Source organism: Legionella sp. km772, assembly GCF_003989735.1.
In the GTDB taxonomy this organism is placed as follows: Bacteria; Pseudomonadota; Gammaproteobacteria; order Legionellales; family Legionellaceae; genus Legionella.
This window is the reverse complement of the sequence record NZ_RZGQ01000079.1, coordinates 1-14,156: the sequence shown is the minus strand read 5'-3', so window position 1 is coordinate 14,156 and position 14,156 is coordinate 1. Positions and strand designations below refer to the sequence as shown.

Below are 14,156 nucleotides of genomic sequence, written 5' to 3'. Positions count from 1 at the left end.
AAATCAAATAATCACTATAAAGATCAAGCATATCCATTTAATTCCCTCCCTAAAATTAAGGGCGGAATTCTAATGCTTTTTAGTCAAACTACAAGTTTATGTGCGTAACATGAGTAATTAATATGATTTTTTAAATCATCTTCATCGCGAATGAGATGCTCCCAAAACCTTCGCTGCCATATCCCGCGCTCCTTCTTTGCTTTTCTGCTCGCGTTAATAAATTCTTGCTGAGGAATTTCTTTGGAGAAATAGCCTTTAATTAAATTCCAACGTAATGAATAATTGCTGTCGTTTTGGGGCATCGTAAATACAGCATGGATGTGGTCTGGCAATATGACTATGGCTTCTATTTTAAAGGGGTATAGATTATGAATCCTTTTGAAGATAGTTTTTAACAAGTTAATCTGTTCGATTAATAATTTACTCTTGCGATTGTAAAGATTTACCGTAAAAAAATAGCTGGCCCCAGGTAGTTCGGTTCTTCTATATTGCATGGGTTGGGTTTCATCATTCCTTTGGTTTTAGGAATTATATAGGTGAGTAGAGGAAAACTATAGAGTTTTTTCATTCGCATTCGCATAGCATTGTTGGGCCAAACGATCCAACCTACGGTGGTTGGCTGAATTACCACTTCTAAAATAAAGGCGCGCATTTAAATGAGCTTGCCGCCACTGAGTTTTATACCATCTATTGTAGGTTGGGCCGTTCGGCCCAACAGGCTTGTCGAGGCTAAGCAACATTAACTCGTATTTCTATTATTGCAATACTGCCGTTAATTCTTCTTCCTCTACCAGCTCAATACCACTTAGTTCAGGTTGAACTGCGAGCGTAGTTTGGGCGGGAATCCCTGCCCATTGAGTATTAGCGGGCAAGCGCTCACCCTTCATTAATAAAGAAAGACTACCAAGGGTAGAGTTTTCTTCCATTAAGGTGTTATACAAAATAATAGATCCCACACCGATATTAGCACCCTTATTGATAGTAACCTGAGACACCTTAAAAATACGATCTTCATAGAGGTGGGTTTGTAAAATCGTTTCTGCGTTAATGCACACATCATCACCTATAGTGATAAGATCAAACTCAGAGAATTCCGCACTGTCGGTAAAAACGCGTTTTCCTACTTTGGTGCCTAAACAACGATGCAGCCACATAGCAAAAGGAGTTCCCAATACTTTATTCGTGTAATGAGGATTTATGTAATAGTTATACGAATATTCGATAACGTCATTCTTCCAAATAAAAATATCCCAGATAGGTTTAGTTAAGGGTTTTAATTTTCCTAATAGCAGCCATTTCAAACCCACGAGTAAAGAAACCAAGCCTACCGTGATAAAAAATTCTGCAAAGGGAAGCACAAGAGCAGTAGCTAACCAAGAATAATGATCGAGCATGAAGTCTAAAATGTACAACAAGTTAAATAAGGCCACGAAAGAAAACGCGGTAGGTAAAATGATCCGGAACAGTTCAATACCTAAGCGCACATAATATAATTTTTTAGGCGGATCATAGGTTTGTTGGTCGGAAAACCCAGTGAACACTTCTCTTTTAGGTAAAAACACTGCCGGAGAACCTAGCCATGCAGTATCGGCGCGGGCCGAATCATTATTTTCGGGAGGAAGAGACAGGGAACCTAAGAGGCTTCTATCACCAATGGTCTTGCCACCGGGAAGTAAACTTACATTACCCGCAAATCCTTTTTTACCAATACGTACCGGTGAAAAGCTAATTATCCCTTGATAAACAGAAGGCCAGGCTAAGGCAACCGAACTGGCAATAAAACCACCTTCTTCAATGGTGACGAGATCGGGGATGACATGAGGCGTTTCCCCCATTTCAACCCCTTTACCTAATTTAGCCCCTAAGCAGCGCAAAAACATCGGTAAATATAAAGTATCCGCCATGACCGAAATTTCATCCACATCATACATTTTTTCAATGATCCAATGACGTAGATAATAAAAACTACGAACCGGATAAGACCCTGGTTTTATCCTATCCAGGATTATTTTTTTACAAACAATTAAACAAAGATAATACAGGGTTAAAAATAAAATCGCCCCTGCAGGAATAGCTAACAGCATAGTTCCCCAGTATTCATGGCGATCATAGGTGTAAGAAATCAAAGAAATGCTGGGTAAAATGCATAAATAGTACATCACCATTACAAAAACGATACCTAGATAATGCAAAATACCGAAAACACTGTGTTCCAGTAAGGTAGCAGGTGCAGCCTTTTCTTGACTCATAGTAGGATGATTCTTTGGCAATGATGCGACCACTGCAGGTGAGCCAACATAATAGGACCCCGCTTCAAGGACCGCCCCATCGGGAATCATTGACATATCTTCCAATACAGATTTATCCTGCATGCAGCTGTTAATTCCTAATACAGTCCTAGAACCAATATAACAATCATCACCTACTTCAATAGTCCCTATTTTTAACCAACCGTCTTCTATAATGTAGCCATTTAAACGGCTATCCGTCCCTAAGGACACATTATTCCCGATACTCACTAAATCAGGAGTAAAAATCTGGGTAGTGCCAATATGGCAGTTTTCACCGATTTTAGCGCCTAATAAACGGTAATAAAGATTAATTAGAGGTGAGCCGGATAAATGTTTGCCTAGATAAACGTTTTTCTGCAAACGCTGGATTAACCACCAGCGGTAATAAAACCAACTCCAAAGCGGGTATATCCCAGGTTTAACCCGACCCAATAAAAGCCATTTCAGGCTTACCGTGATCATCATTGAAATAAAAGGCATTGATAAAAACAAGGCTAAAAACGCAACTTGTGATTCGGTAGATACTAAAGAATACTTAGAACTAATCCAAGCATAACATAGGATAACGGCTAATAATTGCCAAGCTCCTACTGCATATTGGAACACACAACCAAAAAATTGCCCAATACCACATAGAATATACTTCCAATGAGGGGCGGTGTATTTGTCCTTTGCTTGTTTGGTTTGGTGTCCATTTTGCTTAGCATAATGTTTAAATTTTTGCGCTAATTGTTCGACGTTAGGATTTTTGTATAAATCTAAAATGGAAATCGTGCTCAGAGCAGGAATTTTACGTAAGTGGGAGATAATTTGCGCCGCCCATAAAGAATGCCCTCCTAAATCGTAAAAAAAGTCAGCATCAATAGAAACTGGGCCGCAGCCTAAAACTTTTTCCCACACACGAGCAATCTCTTTTTCCAACACCGTTTCCGGAGCTTTATATTCTTTAGCTATCAATTTTTGGGTGGGCAAAGGCAGTGCTTTGCGATTTACTTTACCACTCGATAATAAAGGAAAAGCCTCTAAAAACTCAAAGGCTGAAGGCATCATATAATCGGGTAACCGTGAACGCAAGAACTCTTTAAGCCCATTTAAATCAAAACTGGCCTTTTGTTCAGGAAGTAAATAGGCAACTAAAGTAGGTTGATCTAAAGTTTGCAGAGCAACCACTGCTTGTTTAATCCCGGGGTAGTCCAGCAGAACGCTTTCTATCTCGTTAAGTTCAATACGGAAACCGCGTAATTTAATTTGATCGTCCACTCGCCCTGCAAATTGCAAATCGCCAGTAGCTGTAAGCATCACCAGATCGCCCGTCCGATATAAGCGTTGCTCATCGTGCTCAATAAATTTCTCGGCGGTTATTTCTGGCTTATTGACATAACCTCGAGCTACTGCAGGCCCACCTACACATAACTCCCCCATTGCCCCTGCAGGGACCTTCTTACCTTGTTCATCTAAAATAAACACTTCATAACCCGGCAAGGGTCGGCCTATGGTTACTTCTTTATGGGGATGGCATTCAAAATAGGTAGTGACTACGGTCGCCTCAGTTGGACCATAAGTATTCATAATTTTAAGATCCGGTCGCATCCATTTTTTTACTAGGCTTGATGAGCACATTTCGCCGCCTAAAATGAGCAGACGTAAATGAGGAAGTTGTCCTTCTAAGGTAGATAATAAGGTCGGAACTGTAGAAAAAACAGTCACCTGATGCTGTTGTAAAAAAGAAGTTAACCCTAAACCAGAGCGCACCTCTTTCTGGGTACAAGCAATTAAAGCTGCGCCATGGGCAAAGGCCATCCACAATTCTTCTAGGGATGCATCAAAAGCCAGGGAAAAACCTTGATATACTCTATCTTTTTCTGTCATCTCATAAACTTGGCTTGCAGCATCGACATAGTGACAAATATTTTTATGGGTTATTTCAACCCCTTTAGGTTTACCGGTCGAACCTGAAGTATAGATGACATAACATAAGCTATTTGCGTCAGTATGATAGATTGCGTCCGTTAAACGAGTCCCTGCTTGGGTAGCGAGCTCTGGGCTTAATTCATCTAAAGCGAGATAATTGGGCCAATTAAGATTTTTTTGATTACGCTGTTGAGAGGAGGTAAGGAGTAGATCGACAGCTAAATCAGAAAGAATGTAATTAATACGCTCTTCAGGATAATCAACTTCAATTGGAACATAAGCAGCGCCCACTTTTAAGCTGGCGAGAATAGCGATATACGACTCAATAGAACGCTCTAAAAGAATAGCTACGATGCTGCCTTTTTTTATCTTTTGCTGAGCTAAATAATGAGCTAATTGATTAGCACGATGCTCTAATTCCTGATAAGAAATAAACGCATTGTCGCAAACTAAGGCGATATTGTCGGGATAGAGATCACATGAATGTTCAAAAAAATGATGAAGTTGCATAGGTTTATAAGCTTCCATGATCGTTATAAGGTGTGTGCCCTTAGATCAAAAATAGTCTTTATTCTATAGCAGATTCTGCCAGACTCAAATTGTTATTTCTATTTGCGCCAATGATCAAGTTCCCACTCCCCGCAAGGGAAGTGCATACTAATAGGTCTTGGACAATAATTCAACTCAAAGACAATAATTGCCCACTTGTAAACAATGACTCTACACCCTTCAAGATGACTGATTAGTAATTTTCTGGCTATATAAGGCTAGGGCTGCAGCAATTACTGCGGCTTTATGTTGGGGTAAGGATTTATTAGAGTATTTTAACCACTCCGGATGGGCATCAATAAACCCCGTGGTTAACAGGCCTTGTTGGAATTCCTGCGATTTTATCATCTCTAAATAATAAGGGATCGTCGTTTTCACACCAAAAAGACGCATCTCCTCTAAAGCGCGGCGCGCTCGGTTAATTACCGAAGGCCAATCAAGTGCCCAAACGGTTAATTTTGCACATAAAGAATCATAATCCGGAGGAATAGTATAGCCCGTATAAATAGCGCTATCAGTTCGCACACCAGGACCGCCTGGAGCATAATAGCGGGTTATCCGGCCGAAACTTGGTAAAAAATCATTTTGCGGATCTTCTGCATTCACACGAAATTCTATGGCATAACCATTAGAGCGGATGTCTTCTTGATTGAGCAGTATAGGTAAACCGGCTGCAATTCTTATTTGCTCTTGGACAATATCCACCCCAGTAATTTGCTCAGTAACCGGATGTTCTACTTGCAAACGGGTGTTCATCTCCATGAAGAAAGGCTCATTTTGTTCATTTAAAATAAACTCAACCGTACCTGCATTGGTATAGTTTACCGCTGTTGCAGCCCGCACCGCATAGTCTAATAATGCTGTGCGCGTTTTGCTCTCTAAATTCGGAGATGGTGCTATTTCCACTAATTTTTGATGCCGACGTTGTATCGAACAATCTCGTTCAAAAAGGTGCAGTACTTTACCGTAGTGATCAGCCAAAATCTGTACCTCTATATGACGAGGATTGGCTATAAAACGCTCCATATAGACATTCGCCCTACCAAAGGCCTTTTCTGCTTCCGATTGAACCCGTACGAACTGCTGGGCTAATTGCTCCTCATTGTAGCAAAGTCGAATGCCCCGGCCACCGCCACCAAAAGTCGCTTTCAACATCACTGGAAAACCTAGTTCTTTGGCCCAGACTAAAGCCTCAGCGATAGTCTCTATATTCCCTTCACTACCAGGAATAATAGGAATGTTGGCACCGCGCATTGCTTTTCGCGCCGCAACTTTAGAGCCCATGGTGGCAATAACCGAAGATTTAGGCCCAATAAACACAATACCGGCCTGTTCACAAGCTGCAGCGAAGTCTGGATCTTCCGATAAAAAACCATAACCCGGATGTATTGCCTCACAACGAGCCGCCTTAGCGCATTCAATAATGCGTTGCCCATTTAAATAGGCCTCTAAAGGTTTTTTACTAAGACAATGTGAATGGCTTGCTCTTTTTACATGCAAAGCAAAGCGGTCAGCCTCACTGTGAATAGTCACTGGGGCAATATTCATTTCCTTACATGCCCTGACAATTCTTAAGGCTATCTCCCCTCGATTGGCTATTAAAATTTTTTTAAACATAGAGGCTCACTAAAGTACTCTCGGTTAAAAAATTTCCTGGAAAAATTGGGTCATCGCATTCCAAGCTCGTTTTGCGGCCATTGAATTATAAACCAATCCAGCATGCTGATCATGGGCATCAGGATTAGTAAAAGCATGTTGAACATGGCCAAACATGTGCACTTGCCAATCCGCTTTAGCCTCATTCATCTCTTGGCAAAACTCATTCACTTGCTCAGGGGCTGCCATCGGATCATCATAGCCATGGAGGACTAAAATTTTGGCTTTAATGTGTTCAGGTTTAAGATCGACCGGTCTATTAAGTAAACCATGAAAACTGACTGCACCTTTTATTTCAAGACCACTGCGGGCTAAATCGAGTGCACATAAACCACCGAAGCAAAAACCAATAATGGCGACCCGGCTGCTATCCACTTCCTCCATGCCAATGACTGCATCATAAGCAGCACGAAGACGCTCACTCAGTAAAAGACGGTCATTAATAAAAGGAGTCATTAAGGCCTTTTTCTCATCGGTTGTGATACCTATTCGGCCATGGCCGTACATATCGAGAGCGAACGCTAAATAGCCCATTTCCGCAAGTAATTTGGCTTTAGTACACATTAATTCGCTGCGCCCTGACCAATCATGGGCGACTAAAACTGCCGGGCGAGGAGTATCAACCTTGTCATCATAAGCGAGAAACCCATGTAACTCCTGTTCCCCATGATGATAAATATAGTTTGAGGTATGCATAATTAAAAATCCTTATTATCCCTTAAATGAATATAAAATAGTCTAGGGGAAACAAGGAAAAAGTCCAGTTATTCTCATTAAATTAAGGGCATTCCTTAGGACTAAAAAAAAACCGCCAAGGCAAACCGTGCGGAAAAAACGGCTAATCCATCACGCACCCGTAGTATTAGGATTGCGATTAGAAATAAAATCATCGTCTCTAATTACAAGCAGCCAGTTCATTTTTGGTCTAAGCTTTAAATAAAGAATAAAAGGGGTACTCATCATGATGACTAACTCTCTTGCCGCATTAATAGATTTACTCCACGCTCAATTTTGCTATCAATTATTCATCACGCCTGTACATTTACCGATAGAAAAGAAATACCGTGATTTTGCCCGCATGGCTTGTGAATTTATGGAAATTAAACGCAGTGAAGTGATTCATCAAGACTATCCCCGCCATCATGTTATTCATCGTTTTAAACCAGCTAATAGCGATAATGCAAAAAAAATATTAGTCACTCATGGATGGTTATCGCGCGCAGCTTACATGGTACGAGTGATCCGCGCACTGCATCGAGAAGGCTATGATGTCTATGCGATTGATTTTCCCGCCCATGGAGAAGCTAAGGGGATGCAATTACCGTGGACGGATGCCAGTGCGATTATTCGCCATGTTTTAAATGAACACGGTCCATTTTATGGAGCCTTAGGGCACTCTTTTGGCGGCTCCATGCTTTTAAATACCTTGAACTTAGCCGGACAAATGGATGATTGGCAATTAGATGCGCCTCTCCCAGCCGCAGTATTAATCGCTTCTCCGGTGCAAATGCGCAGCCCAGTTAACAGCTTAGCGCGAAAATTTAAATTAAGTGGACACGGCTATTTATACTTACGTCAACTCTTCCGTCAACAGACAGAAATAGATCCTTCCTTTCTCCGTTTACGCAATTTTACCTCGCAAGAGGCAACTACCTCTTTTTTATGTATACATGGGGTCCAAGATGAATCGATATCGCCTAAAGAGTCGATTAGTTTCTGCAACGGATATAAAAAAAGTCGATTATGTCTTTTAGACAATGCCGATCACTTAAGCGTGTTAGTGGATAAACGAGTGGAACAAGAAGTCTGTCACTTCTTCCACACCCTTTAAGGCTTTTCCTCGTGCAACCGCTTAGCCACTAGAATGTCCTGTAATAAATCAAAGTTAAAGGGTTTTGCTAAATGGTTATCAAAGCCCGCTTGTTTAGCCTTAATTATTTCTTCGGGCTGCACATAACCTGATATAGCAATTAAATAAGTAGATTCTAGGATGGGATCTTCACGGAACGCTTTTGCCACTTGGTAACCATTAAGTTCGGGGAGCCCTATATCACATAAGACAAAATCTGGCCTTGTCTCCCGGGCTTTAGCAATACCTGCGCGACCGGTTGACTCCACATAGACTTGATGTCCCAAAGTTTCAAGAAGCATGCTTAAGCTGTCACGTATATCAGCATTGTCATCAATAATAAGAATTGTTCGACTTAGCGCTACCTGGTAGGCTGGGGCTTGTTGATCGAATAAATGCTCATCCTCCTCATGGAGAGGTAATTTTATAATGAATTCGGCCCCATGGCCTAAACCGGCGCTGACTGCATGCACCGAGCCATGATGTAATTCGATTAAACCTTTTATTAGGGCTAAACCTAAACCTAAACCGGCTTGCGCGCGTTCCATGCTAGTATCTGCTTGGGTAAAAGGTAAGAATAATTGATCTATAAAGGAAGGCGCGATGCCTATTCCATCATCTAGAACTCGAATAATAGCCTCGTTGTTCTTTTTATCAACCTCAACGACGACTTGGGTCATACCGCCATAGTTGGAAAATTTTGATGCATTATGCAATAAATTATTGATTACCTGTTCAATCCTTAATGCATCACCATGAATAAACACTGGTCCTTCGGCTAATTGTATAATTAAAGACAATCCTGCCCGCTCATAGCTTAGCCTATTATCCTCCACAACGCGGAAAACCAACTCATTGAGATCAATTTTTTGCAAGGAAATTTGAATTTTATTTTCTATAATACGGGTTATATCCAGTAAATCATCTACTAAACGAGTGATTTGGGTCACTTGGCGATTAATAATAGCTTGCACATTTTTTACAGTTGGACATTCCCCGCTGCTATAAGACAACAATACTGCACTATTAGAAATGGCGGCGAGAGGATTGCGTAATTCATGAGAGAGTAAAGCGAGGAACTCATTCTTACGTTTATCAGCCTCACGTAATTTTTCAATTAAAATGGCCCGCTCAGCAATCAATTGATTCCGCTCGATAATATCAGCAGAAAGACGCGATAGAAGATCAACCATCTGCAATTCATGGGCTTCAGGAAGGGTCGGTTTTTTATAATAGGTGGCTAAAACACCTAAAATCTTTCCCGTTCTACTTTTTAAAGGAGTGGCTTGCACTGAATGGATTTCTTTGGCTAATAGCTGGGCTAAATAAGGGGTATTGATAAAACGGGGATCCTCCGTAATGTTATAAATGATTACCCGCTCATTATTTTGCAAGGCCGTCCCACAAGCTCCTTCTCCCGGAGGACAAGAAGCAAAATAATCTAAAAAGGGAGCGTCAAAACCCCGAGAGGCAGTAATTTTTAAATTTTCTGTCTTTTCATCTACTAATAAAATACTTCCTTTATCCGCAGTACTAATTGACATGGCGGTATCAATTATTTCTAAGAGTATATCTGAAATGTCTACCTCTTGAATAAAAGCGGTCACAATAGAGTGAATTCTATTCATTAAAACAAAATCGTGAACAACAAGATGCTGCGGTGTCAACTCATGAAAACTTTTCTCTGCAGTGCTTCGTGTCCCCTCTTGAGAGGAACCCTGGAAATCGCTTTCCAAAATGTCCATGAAACTACCTATATTAAAAAATTGCCTAAATTTATAGATAAATTTCAATTACTTGTCAACTAGATTAATTTTTATAAAATTTATATTTTTTATGGTATTCAGTGAGTATTCCAATGAATACCTTAATAGTTATTAGTCAGGAATTTTCCCATTATTAAAATACATTGACTTATTAACTGGCAATGTACTTTTTAAGGAAAAAATATTATGAACTTAATTACCCTAATACTATTGATTGTGATTCTATTGGCTGTATTGCCCACCTGGCCTTATAGCAGTGGGTGGGGCTATTATCCCAGTGGAGGGGTAGGCCTATTAGTCATCATTTTACTTATTATTCTATTAACCCGGGGCGGGCCTGCCTAAGTGCTATCCCCTACCCTAAGGTAGGGGTATAGTTTTATTCTGATTTAGATTCACAAGTAATTTTAGTGCAATCGCGGCAATGTTTGGCTGCGAAGGCAAAAGCATCAGCAGCAGATTTGGTGCTATTAGACATTTGATCGTCTGCTGATTTTTCTTCAGCAACCGAACTGCTGCTCGCATTGGTCGTACAAGACCAATTAGTGTCCATAGAAGTTGCACCATCAGCAAACGCTCCTGCCATCATTAACGAAAATCCACTAGCTATTAATAGTCCTATTATTTTTTTCATCATTGCTTTTCCTTAAGTAAATTAACACGTTTATAAATGACAAATTACCCCTAAATAGTAGTGTCTATTACTAAAAAAGAAACGCCTGTTTGCCAGTTATTTTCAAGGAATACCTTAGTTGCGAGCCTGGAAAAAACCACCCATGCTTACAAAGCATCACGCATGCAAATTACGCTTTTTATTATTATTAGGAGTGCTAAATGAACAAGGATATTTTTGAAGGTAAATGGGAAGAAGTCAAAGGTAAAATGAAGCAAGCTTGGGGAAAATTGACCGACGATGATTTTACGCAAATTGAGGGAAATCAACAGGAGCTGAATGGTAGACTGCAAAAACGCTATGGCTACACTAAAGAACAAGCCGAGCAATCAATTAAAGATTTTAAAGATAGATATCAATAGGAATCGATGAGGGACTTTATAGTCCCTCCTATTCAGTGGGCTGGTTAGCCTAATTTTGAATATTTGAATATTCATTATTAAATTGTACTTGTAAGTACATTTTGATTAGTTGGGCTACATTCTTAGCCTGCATTTTATGCATGATGTTGGCCCGGTGGGCTTCCACAGTGGAAATAGAAATTGAAAGCTCATAGGCAATTTGTTTATTTAACTTTCCATCCAGAATCAAATTAATAATTTGCCGCTCTCGCTCGGATAAGTTATTGATGCGTTCTTGAATTAAATCAATGGAGTTTGTATTAGCTATTTTGCTAATACACTTCTGCACCGTTTCTAATAAGCATTGGTCATTAAAGGGCTTTAAAATGAAGTCTACTGCGCCAGCTTTCATTGCGCGGACTGCCATTTGGATATCACCATAGCCGGTTATAATGATAACAGGGATATTACTTCTTTGAGTTTTTAATTGTTCTAATAACTCAAGGCCACTCATGCCTGGCAAGCGTACATCCATGATAATACAACCGTGTTTCTCGGGATTGTATTTTTCAAGAAAAAGCTGGGCATTTTCATAAGTTTCAACATTAAATTGCACTGATTTGAACAACCAACTTAAGGCATGGCAAACATTTACTTCATCATCAATAATAAAAATAGTGGGATTGTTTTTAGTCATTTCCTATGCTCCGTAAACGAACCGTTTTAACTACACCAAGCAGTGAGGAGTTTAAACATAAGCTCAAGCTGTTCTTTAACCTTTATAAATAAAGAGCGCAGCTGCTCAACTGTTAAATTGTTATTTTTGATTCGTTCTAGAGATCCTCGAACGTAAGCATGAATAATGAGTAATGATTGTGCTAATTCATGAATCATACCAGGCATATTACTACTGATATTTTGGTGAACAACGTCCATTTACACAGGTATCCTATAAAATTCCAAAAAAAATAACTTCCTGACCCTTATAACATAGGGCAAAACCCGTTTTTTACCTATTCTAACTTCCCAGCATTAATTAAGGAAATCCTTAATAGCAATAATAAATATCTTGGCTAGTATTTTAAGAGCCGCTAAATAAAACCTCGATCAGGCAATTCTAGCACAAAATGCTTCAAAAGCCGCATATTAAATCAATTACTTAGTTCGCTATGATAAGGGAATGCTTCATGAAAATTTTAAGGACACAGGTATTAAATGGCCCCAATTACTGGTCAAATTTTAGAAAAAACCTCATTGTATTAACACTTGATTTAGAACAGTACGAAGAACTACCAACTAATTATTTGCATGGTTTTAATGAAGCGCTGTCCCAGTTAATCCCTAGTTTATTTGAGCATCGTTGCTCAATTGGCACTGCGGGTGGCTTTATTCAACGGTTGCATGAAGGAACGTGGTTGGGACATGTCATCGAACATGTGGCCCTTGAGCTCCAGACTTTAGCCGGGATGGATTGTGGTTTCGGCCGCACCTATAGCACCTCAAAAACAGGGGTCTATGAAGTGATCTTTTCTTATAAAATAGAAGAAGCGGGCCTATATGCCGGAGAAGCGGCTTTTAATTTAGTTGCCCACTTAGCCGCAGGACAAGAATACTCACAATTAGAGCAAGACCTGCAACATTTAAAAGAAATTGCTCAACGAGAACAATTAGGCCCCAGTACGGAGGCCCTTGTAAAAGAGGCGTACCAAAGAAAAATACCTTACCGCAATGTTCCGAATAGCTCTTTAATAATTTTTGGCCAAGGTGCACATCAAAAGAAAATGTGGGCCACGGTTTCCTCTCAAACTAATTCTATTGGTGTTGAAATAGCGAGTGATAAAGCCTTAACCAAAAAGATGCTTAGAAGCAGTTTTATCCCTGTCCCACAAGGCAAAACCATTAGGAACTTAGAGGACTTAGAAAAAGCCTTGCTCATCCTTAACTTTCCTTTAGTTATAAAGCCTTTTAACGGAAATCATGGTCGCGGGGTTTTAACCAATATCAATACCAAAGAAAAAGCTATTCTTGGATTTGAACTGGCTAAAAAAATTTCCCACAAAGTAATTATTGAAGAATTTATTCCGGGGGATGATTATCGCTTTCTAGTGGTTAATTACCAAGTAGTGGCAGTAGCCAAAAGAACACCGGCCCTAATTAAAGGCGATGGGGTGAATACCGTTAAACAATTAATTGACCAAGTAAATGCAGACCCCCAACGCGGTATTGGTCATGAAAATATATTAACCGCAATTAAAGTGGATGAAGAAACCAGCGCCATTTTAATTGAAAATAACCTTTCATTGGATTCAGTCTTACCATTGAACCACATTTTATATTTAAAAAGTACCGCCAATTTAAGTAGTGGAGGGACAGCGAGCGATGTTACTGAGCTTGTTCACCCCAGTAATATAAAATTAGCAGAAAAAGTAGCGCGTTTAATTGATCTTGATATTTGTGGTATTGATGTCGTTGCTGAATCTATTAATAAACCAATACAAAACAATAATGGGGCTGTAATCGAGGTTAATGCGGGTCCTGGTTTACGCATGCATTTACAACCTACCTTAGGCCTGCCCAGAAATGTGGCCGCCCCAATTCTGGACATGCTTTATCCGGTGGGCAGTTCCGCAACAATTCCGGTCATTGCCATTACCGGAACTAATGGGAAAACAACGGTCACCCGCTTAACTGCTTATTTGGCGCAGAAGGCTAAATATAAAGTAGGTTTTTCGACCAGCGAAGGAATTTACAGCAATGGCCAATTAAGCTATGAAGGTGATTGCAGCGGTCCTTTAAGTGCGAGAGCCATTTTAACTGATCCAAGCATTAATTTTGCCGTTTTAGAATGCGCCCGTGGAGGCATTTTGCGCTCAGGGCTTGCCTTTGATGAATGTGATATCAGCATCATTACTAATATTTCAGAAGACCATTTGGGCTTAAAAGAAATTCATACACTCGATGAGCTGGCTCGAGTTAAATCAGTAGTGGCACATAGCACCATGATATAGGCGCGGATTTTTAGACGAAAAAAAGGTATTTTTAAGAGCTATTCTTCTAATATAAGAGGGGAATAGAATGACCAAAAAGCGAAATTATTACACTGCATCAAAAAAATCAAAA

At 40.0% G+C, this 14,156-nt stretch carries 12 protein-coding genes; 4 read left to right on the top strand and 8 right to left on the bottom strand.

The window, feature by feature from the left end:
- Positions 1-83: 83 nt before the first annotated feature.
- The 4 genes from ELY15_RS09295 to ELY15_RS09280 all read right to left on the bottom strand — a co-directional run bounded on the left by ELY15_RS09295 (position 84) and on the right by ELY15_RS09280 (position 7,103).
- Positions 84-494 carry a transposase gene (locus ELY15_RS09295; RefSeq protein WP_127099392.1) on the bottom strand — a complete coding sequence of 137 codons (411 nt, stop codon included), beginning with the start codon at positions 492-494 and terminating at the stop codon, positions 84-86.
- Between the two features lie 261 nt (positions 495-755).
- Positions 756-4,730, bottom strand: a complete 3,975-nt coding sequence (locus ELY15_RS09290) for a Pls/PosA family non-ribosomal peptide synthetase (RefSeq protein WP_233586592.1) — start codon at positions 4,728-4,730, stop codon at positions 756-758.
- Between the two features lie 201 nt (positions 4,731-4,931).
- A complete protein-coding gene (locus ELY15_RS09285) occupies positions 4,932-6,368 on the bottom strand; it encodes an acetyl-CoA carboxylase biotin carboxylase subunit (RefSeq protein ID WP_127099391.1) in 1,437 nt (478 codons plus the stop codon).
- A 24-nt stretch (positions 6,369-6,392) separates the two neighbouring features.
- The gene (locus ELY15_RS09280; RefSeq protein ID WP_127099390.1) at positions 6,393-7,103 is read right to left on the bottom strand and encodes a dienelactone hydrolase family protein; all 711 of its coding nucleotides are present in this window, start codon (positions 7,101-7,103) and stop codon (positions 6,393-6,395) included.
- Between the two features lie 265 nt (positions 7,104-7,368).
- On the opposite strand from ELY15_RS09280, the gene ELY15_RS09275 reads away from it, so the two are divergent.
- A complete protein-coding gene (locus ELY15_RS09275; protein WP_127099389.1) occupies positions 7,369-8,238 on the top strand; it encodes an alpha/beta hydrolase in 870 nt (289 codons plus the stop codon).
- On the opposite strand, the gene ELY15_RS09270 is transcribed toward ELY15_RS09275, so the two are convergent.
- The gene (locus ELY15_RS09270; RefSeq protein WP_127099388.1) at positions 8,235-10,001 is read right to left on the bottom strand and encodes an ATP-binding protein; all 1,767 of its coding nucleotides are present in this window, start codon (positions 9,999-10,001) and stop codon (positions 8,235-8,237) included. The genes ELY15_RS09275 and ELY15_RS09270 overlap by 4 nt on opposite strands.
- 207 nt (positions 10,002-10,208) lie before the next feature.
- Between ELY15_RS09270 and ELY15_RS09265 the strand changes: the two genes are divergently transcribed.
- On the top strand, positions 10,209-10,367 hold the full coding sequence (locus tag ELY15_RS09265; protein ID WP_127099387.1) for a DUF3309 family protein: 159 nt from the start codon (positions 10,209-10,211) through the stop codon (positions 10,365-10,367).
- Positions 10,368-10,401: 34 nt separating this feature from the next.
- Here ELY15_RS09265 and ELY15_RS09260 read toward each other — a convergent pair whose 3' ends face one another.
- Positions 10,402-10,659 (bottom strand): hypothetical protein, encoded by a 258-nt coding sequence (locus ELY15_RS09260; RefSeq protein ID WP_233586590.1) that lies wholly within the window; start codon positions 10,657-10,659, stop codon positions 10,402-10,404.
- Between the two features lie 197 nt (positions 10,660-10,856).
- Between ELY15_RS09260 and ELY15_RS09255 the strand changes: the two genes are divergently transcribed.
- Positions 10,857-11,057 (top strand): CsbD family protein, encoded by a 201-nt coding sequence (locus ELY15_RS09255; protein WP_127099386.1) that lies wholly within the window; start codon positions 10,857-10,859, stop codon positions 11,055-11,057.
- Positions 11,058-11,106: 49 nt separating this feature from the next.
- On the opposite strand, the gene ELY15_RS09250 is transcribed toward ELY15_RS09255, so the two are convergent.
- Complete coding sequence (locus ELY15_RS09250; protein ID WP_127099385.1) at positions 11,107-11,733, bottom strand: response regulator transcription factor; 627 nt, start codon at positions 11,731-11,733, stop codon at positions 11,107-11,109.
- Positions 11,734-11,759: 26 nt separating this feature from the next.
- Positions 11,760-11,972, bottom strand: a complete 213-nt coding sequence (locus ELY15_RS09245; protein WP_127099384.1) for a hypothetical protein — start codon at positions 11,970-11,972, stop codon at positions 11,760-11,762.
- A gap of 251 nt (positions 11,973-12,223) precedes the next feature.
- On the opposite strand from ELY15_RS09245, the gene cphA reads away from it, so the two are divergent.
- On the top strand, positions 12,224-14,044 hold the full coding sequence (cphA, locus tag ELY15_RS09240) for a cyanophycin synthetase (protein WP_127099383.1): 1,821 nt from the start codon (positions 12,224-12,226) through the stop codon (positions 14,042-14,044).
- The last annotated feature ends 112 nt before the right edge of the window (positions 14,045-14,156 follow it).

Coding starts and splice junctions, on each gene's coding strand:
- ELY15_RS09295 (WP_127099392.1), bottom strand. CDS start 494: ATGCAATATAGAAGAACCGAACTACCTGGGGCCAGCTATTTTTTTACG.
- ELY15_RS09290 (WP_233586592.1), bottom strand. CDS start 4,730: ATGGAAGCTTATAAACCTATGCAACTTCATCATTTTTTTGAACATTCA.
- ELY15_RS09285 (WP_127099391.1), bottom strand. CDS start 6,368: ATGTTTAAAAAAATTTTAATAGCCAATCGAGGGGAGATAGCCTTAAGA.
- ELY15_RS09280 (WP_127099390.1), bottom strand. CDS start 7,103: ATGCATACCTCAAACTATATTTATCATCATGGGGAACAGGAGTTACAT.
- ELY15_RS09275 (WP_127099389.1), top strand. CDS start 7,369: ATGATGACTAACTCTCTTGCCGCATTAATAGATTTACTCCACGCTCAA.
- ELY15_RS09270 (WP_127099388.1), bottom strand. CDS start 10,001: ATGGACATTTTGGAAAGCGATTTCCAGGGTTCCTCTCAAGAGGGGACA.
- ELY15_RS09265 (WP_127099387.1), top strand. CDS start 10,209: ATGAACTTAATTACCCTAATACTATTGATTGTGATTCTATTGGCTGTA.
- ELY15_RS09260 (WP_233586590.1), bottom strand. CDS start 10,659: ATGATGAAAAAAATAATAGGACTATTAATAGCTAGTGGATTTTCGTTA.
- ELY15_RS09255 (WP_127099386.1), top strand. CDS start 10,857: ATGAACAAGGATATTTTTGAAGGTAAATGGGAAGAAGTCAAAGGTAAA.
- ELY15_RS09250 (WP_127099385.1), bottom strand. CDS start 11,733: ATGACTAAAAACAATCCCACTATTTTTATTATTGATGATGAAGTAAAT.
- ELY15_RS09245 (WP_127099384.1), bottom strand. CDS start 11,972: ATGGACGTTGTTCACCAAAATATCAGTAGTAATATGCCTGGTATGATT.
- cphA (WP_127099383.1), top strand. CDS start 12,224: ATGAAAATTTTAAGGACACAGGTATTAAATGGCCCCAATTACTGGTCA.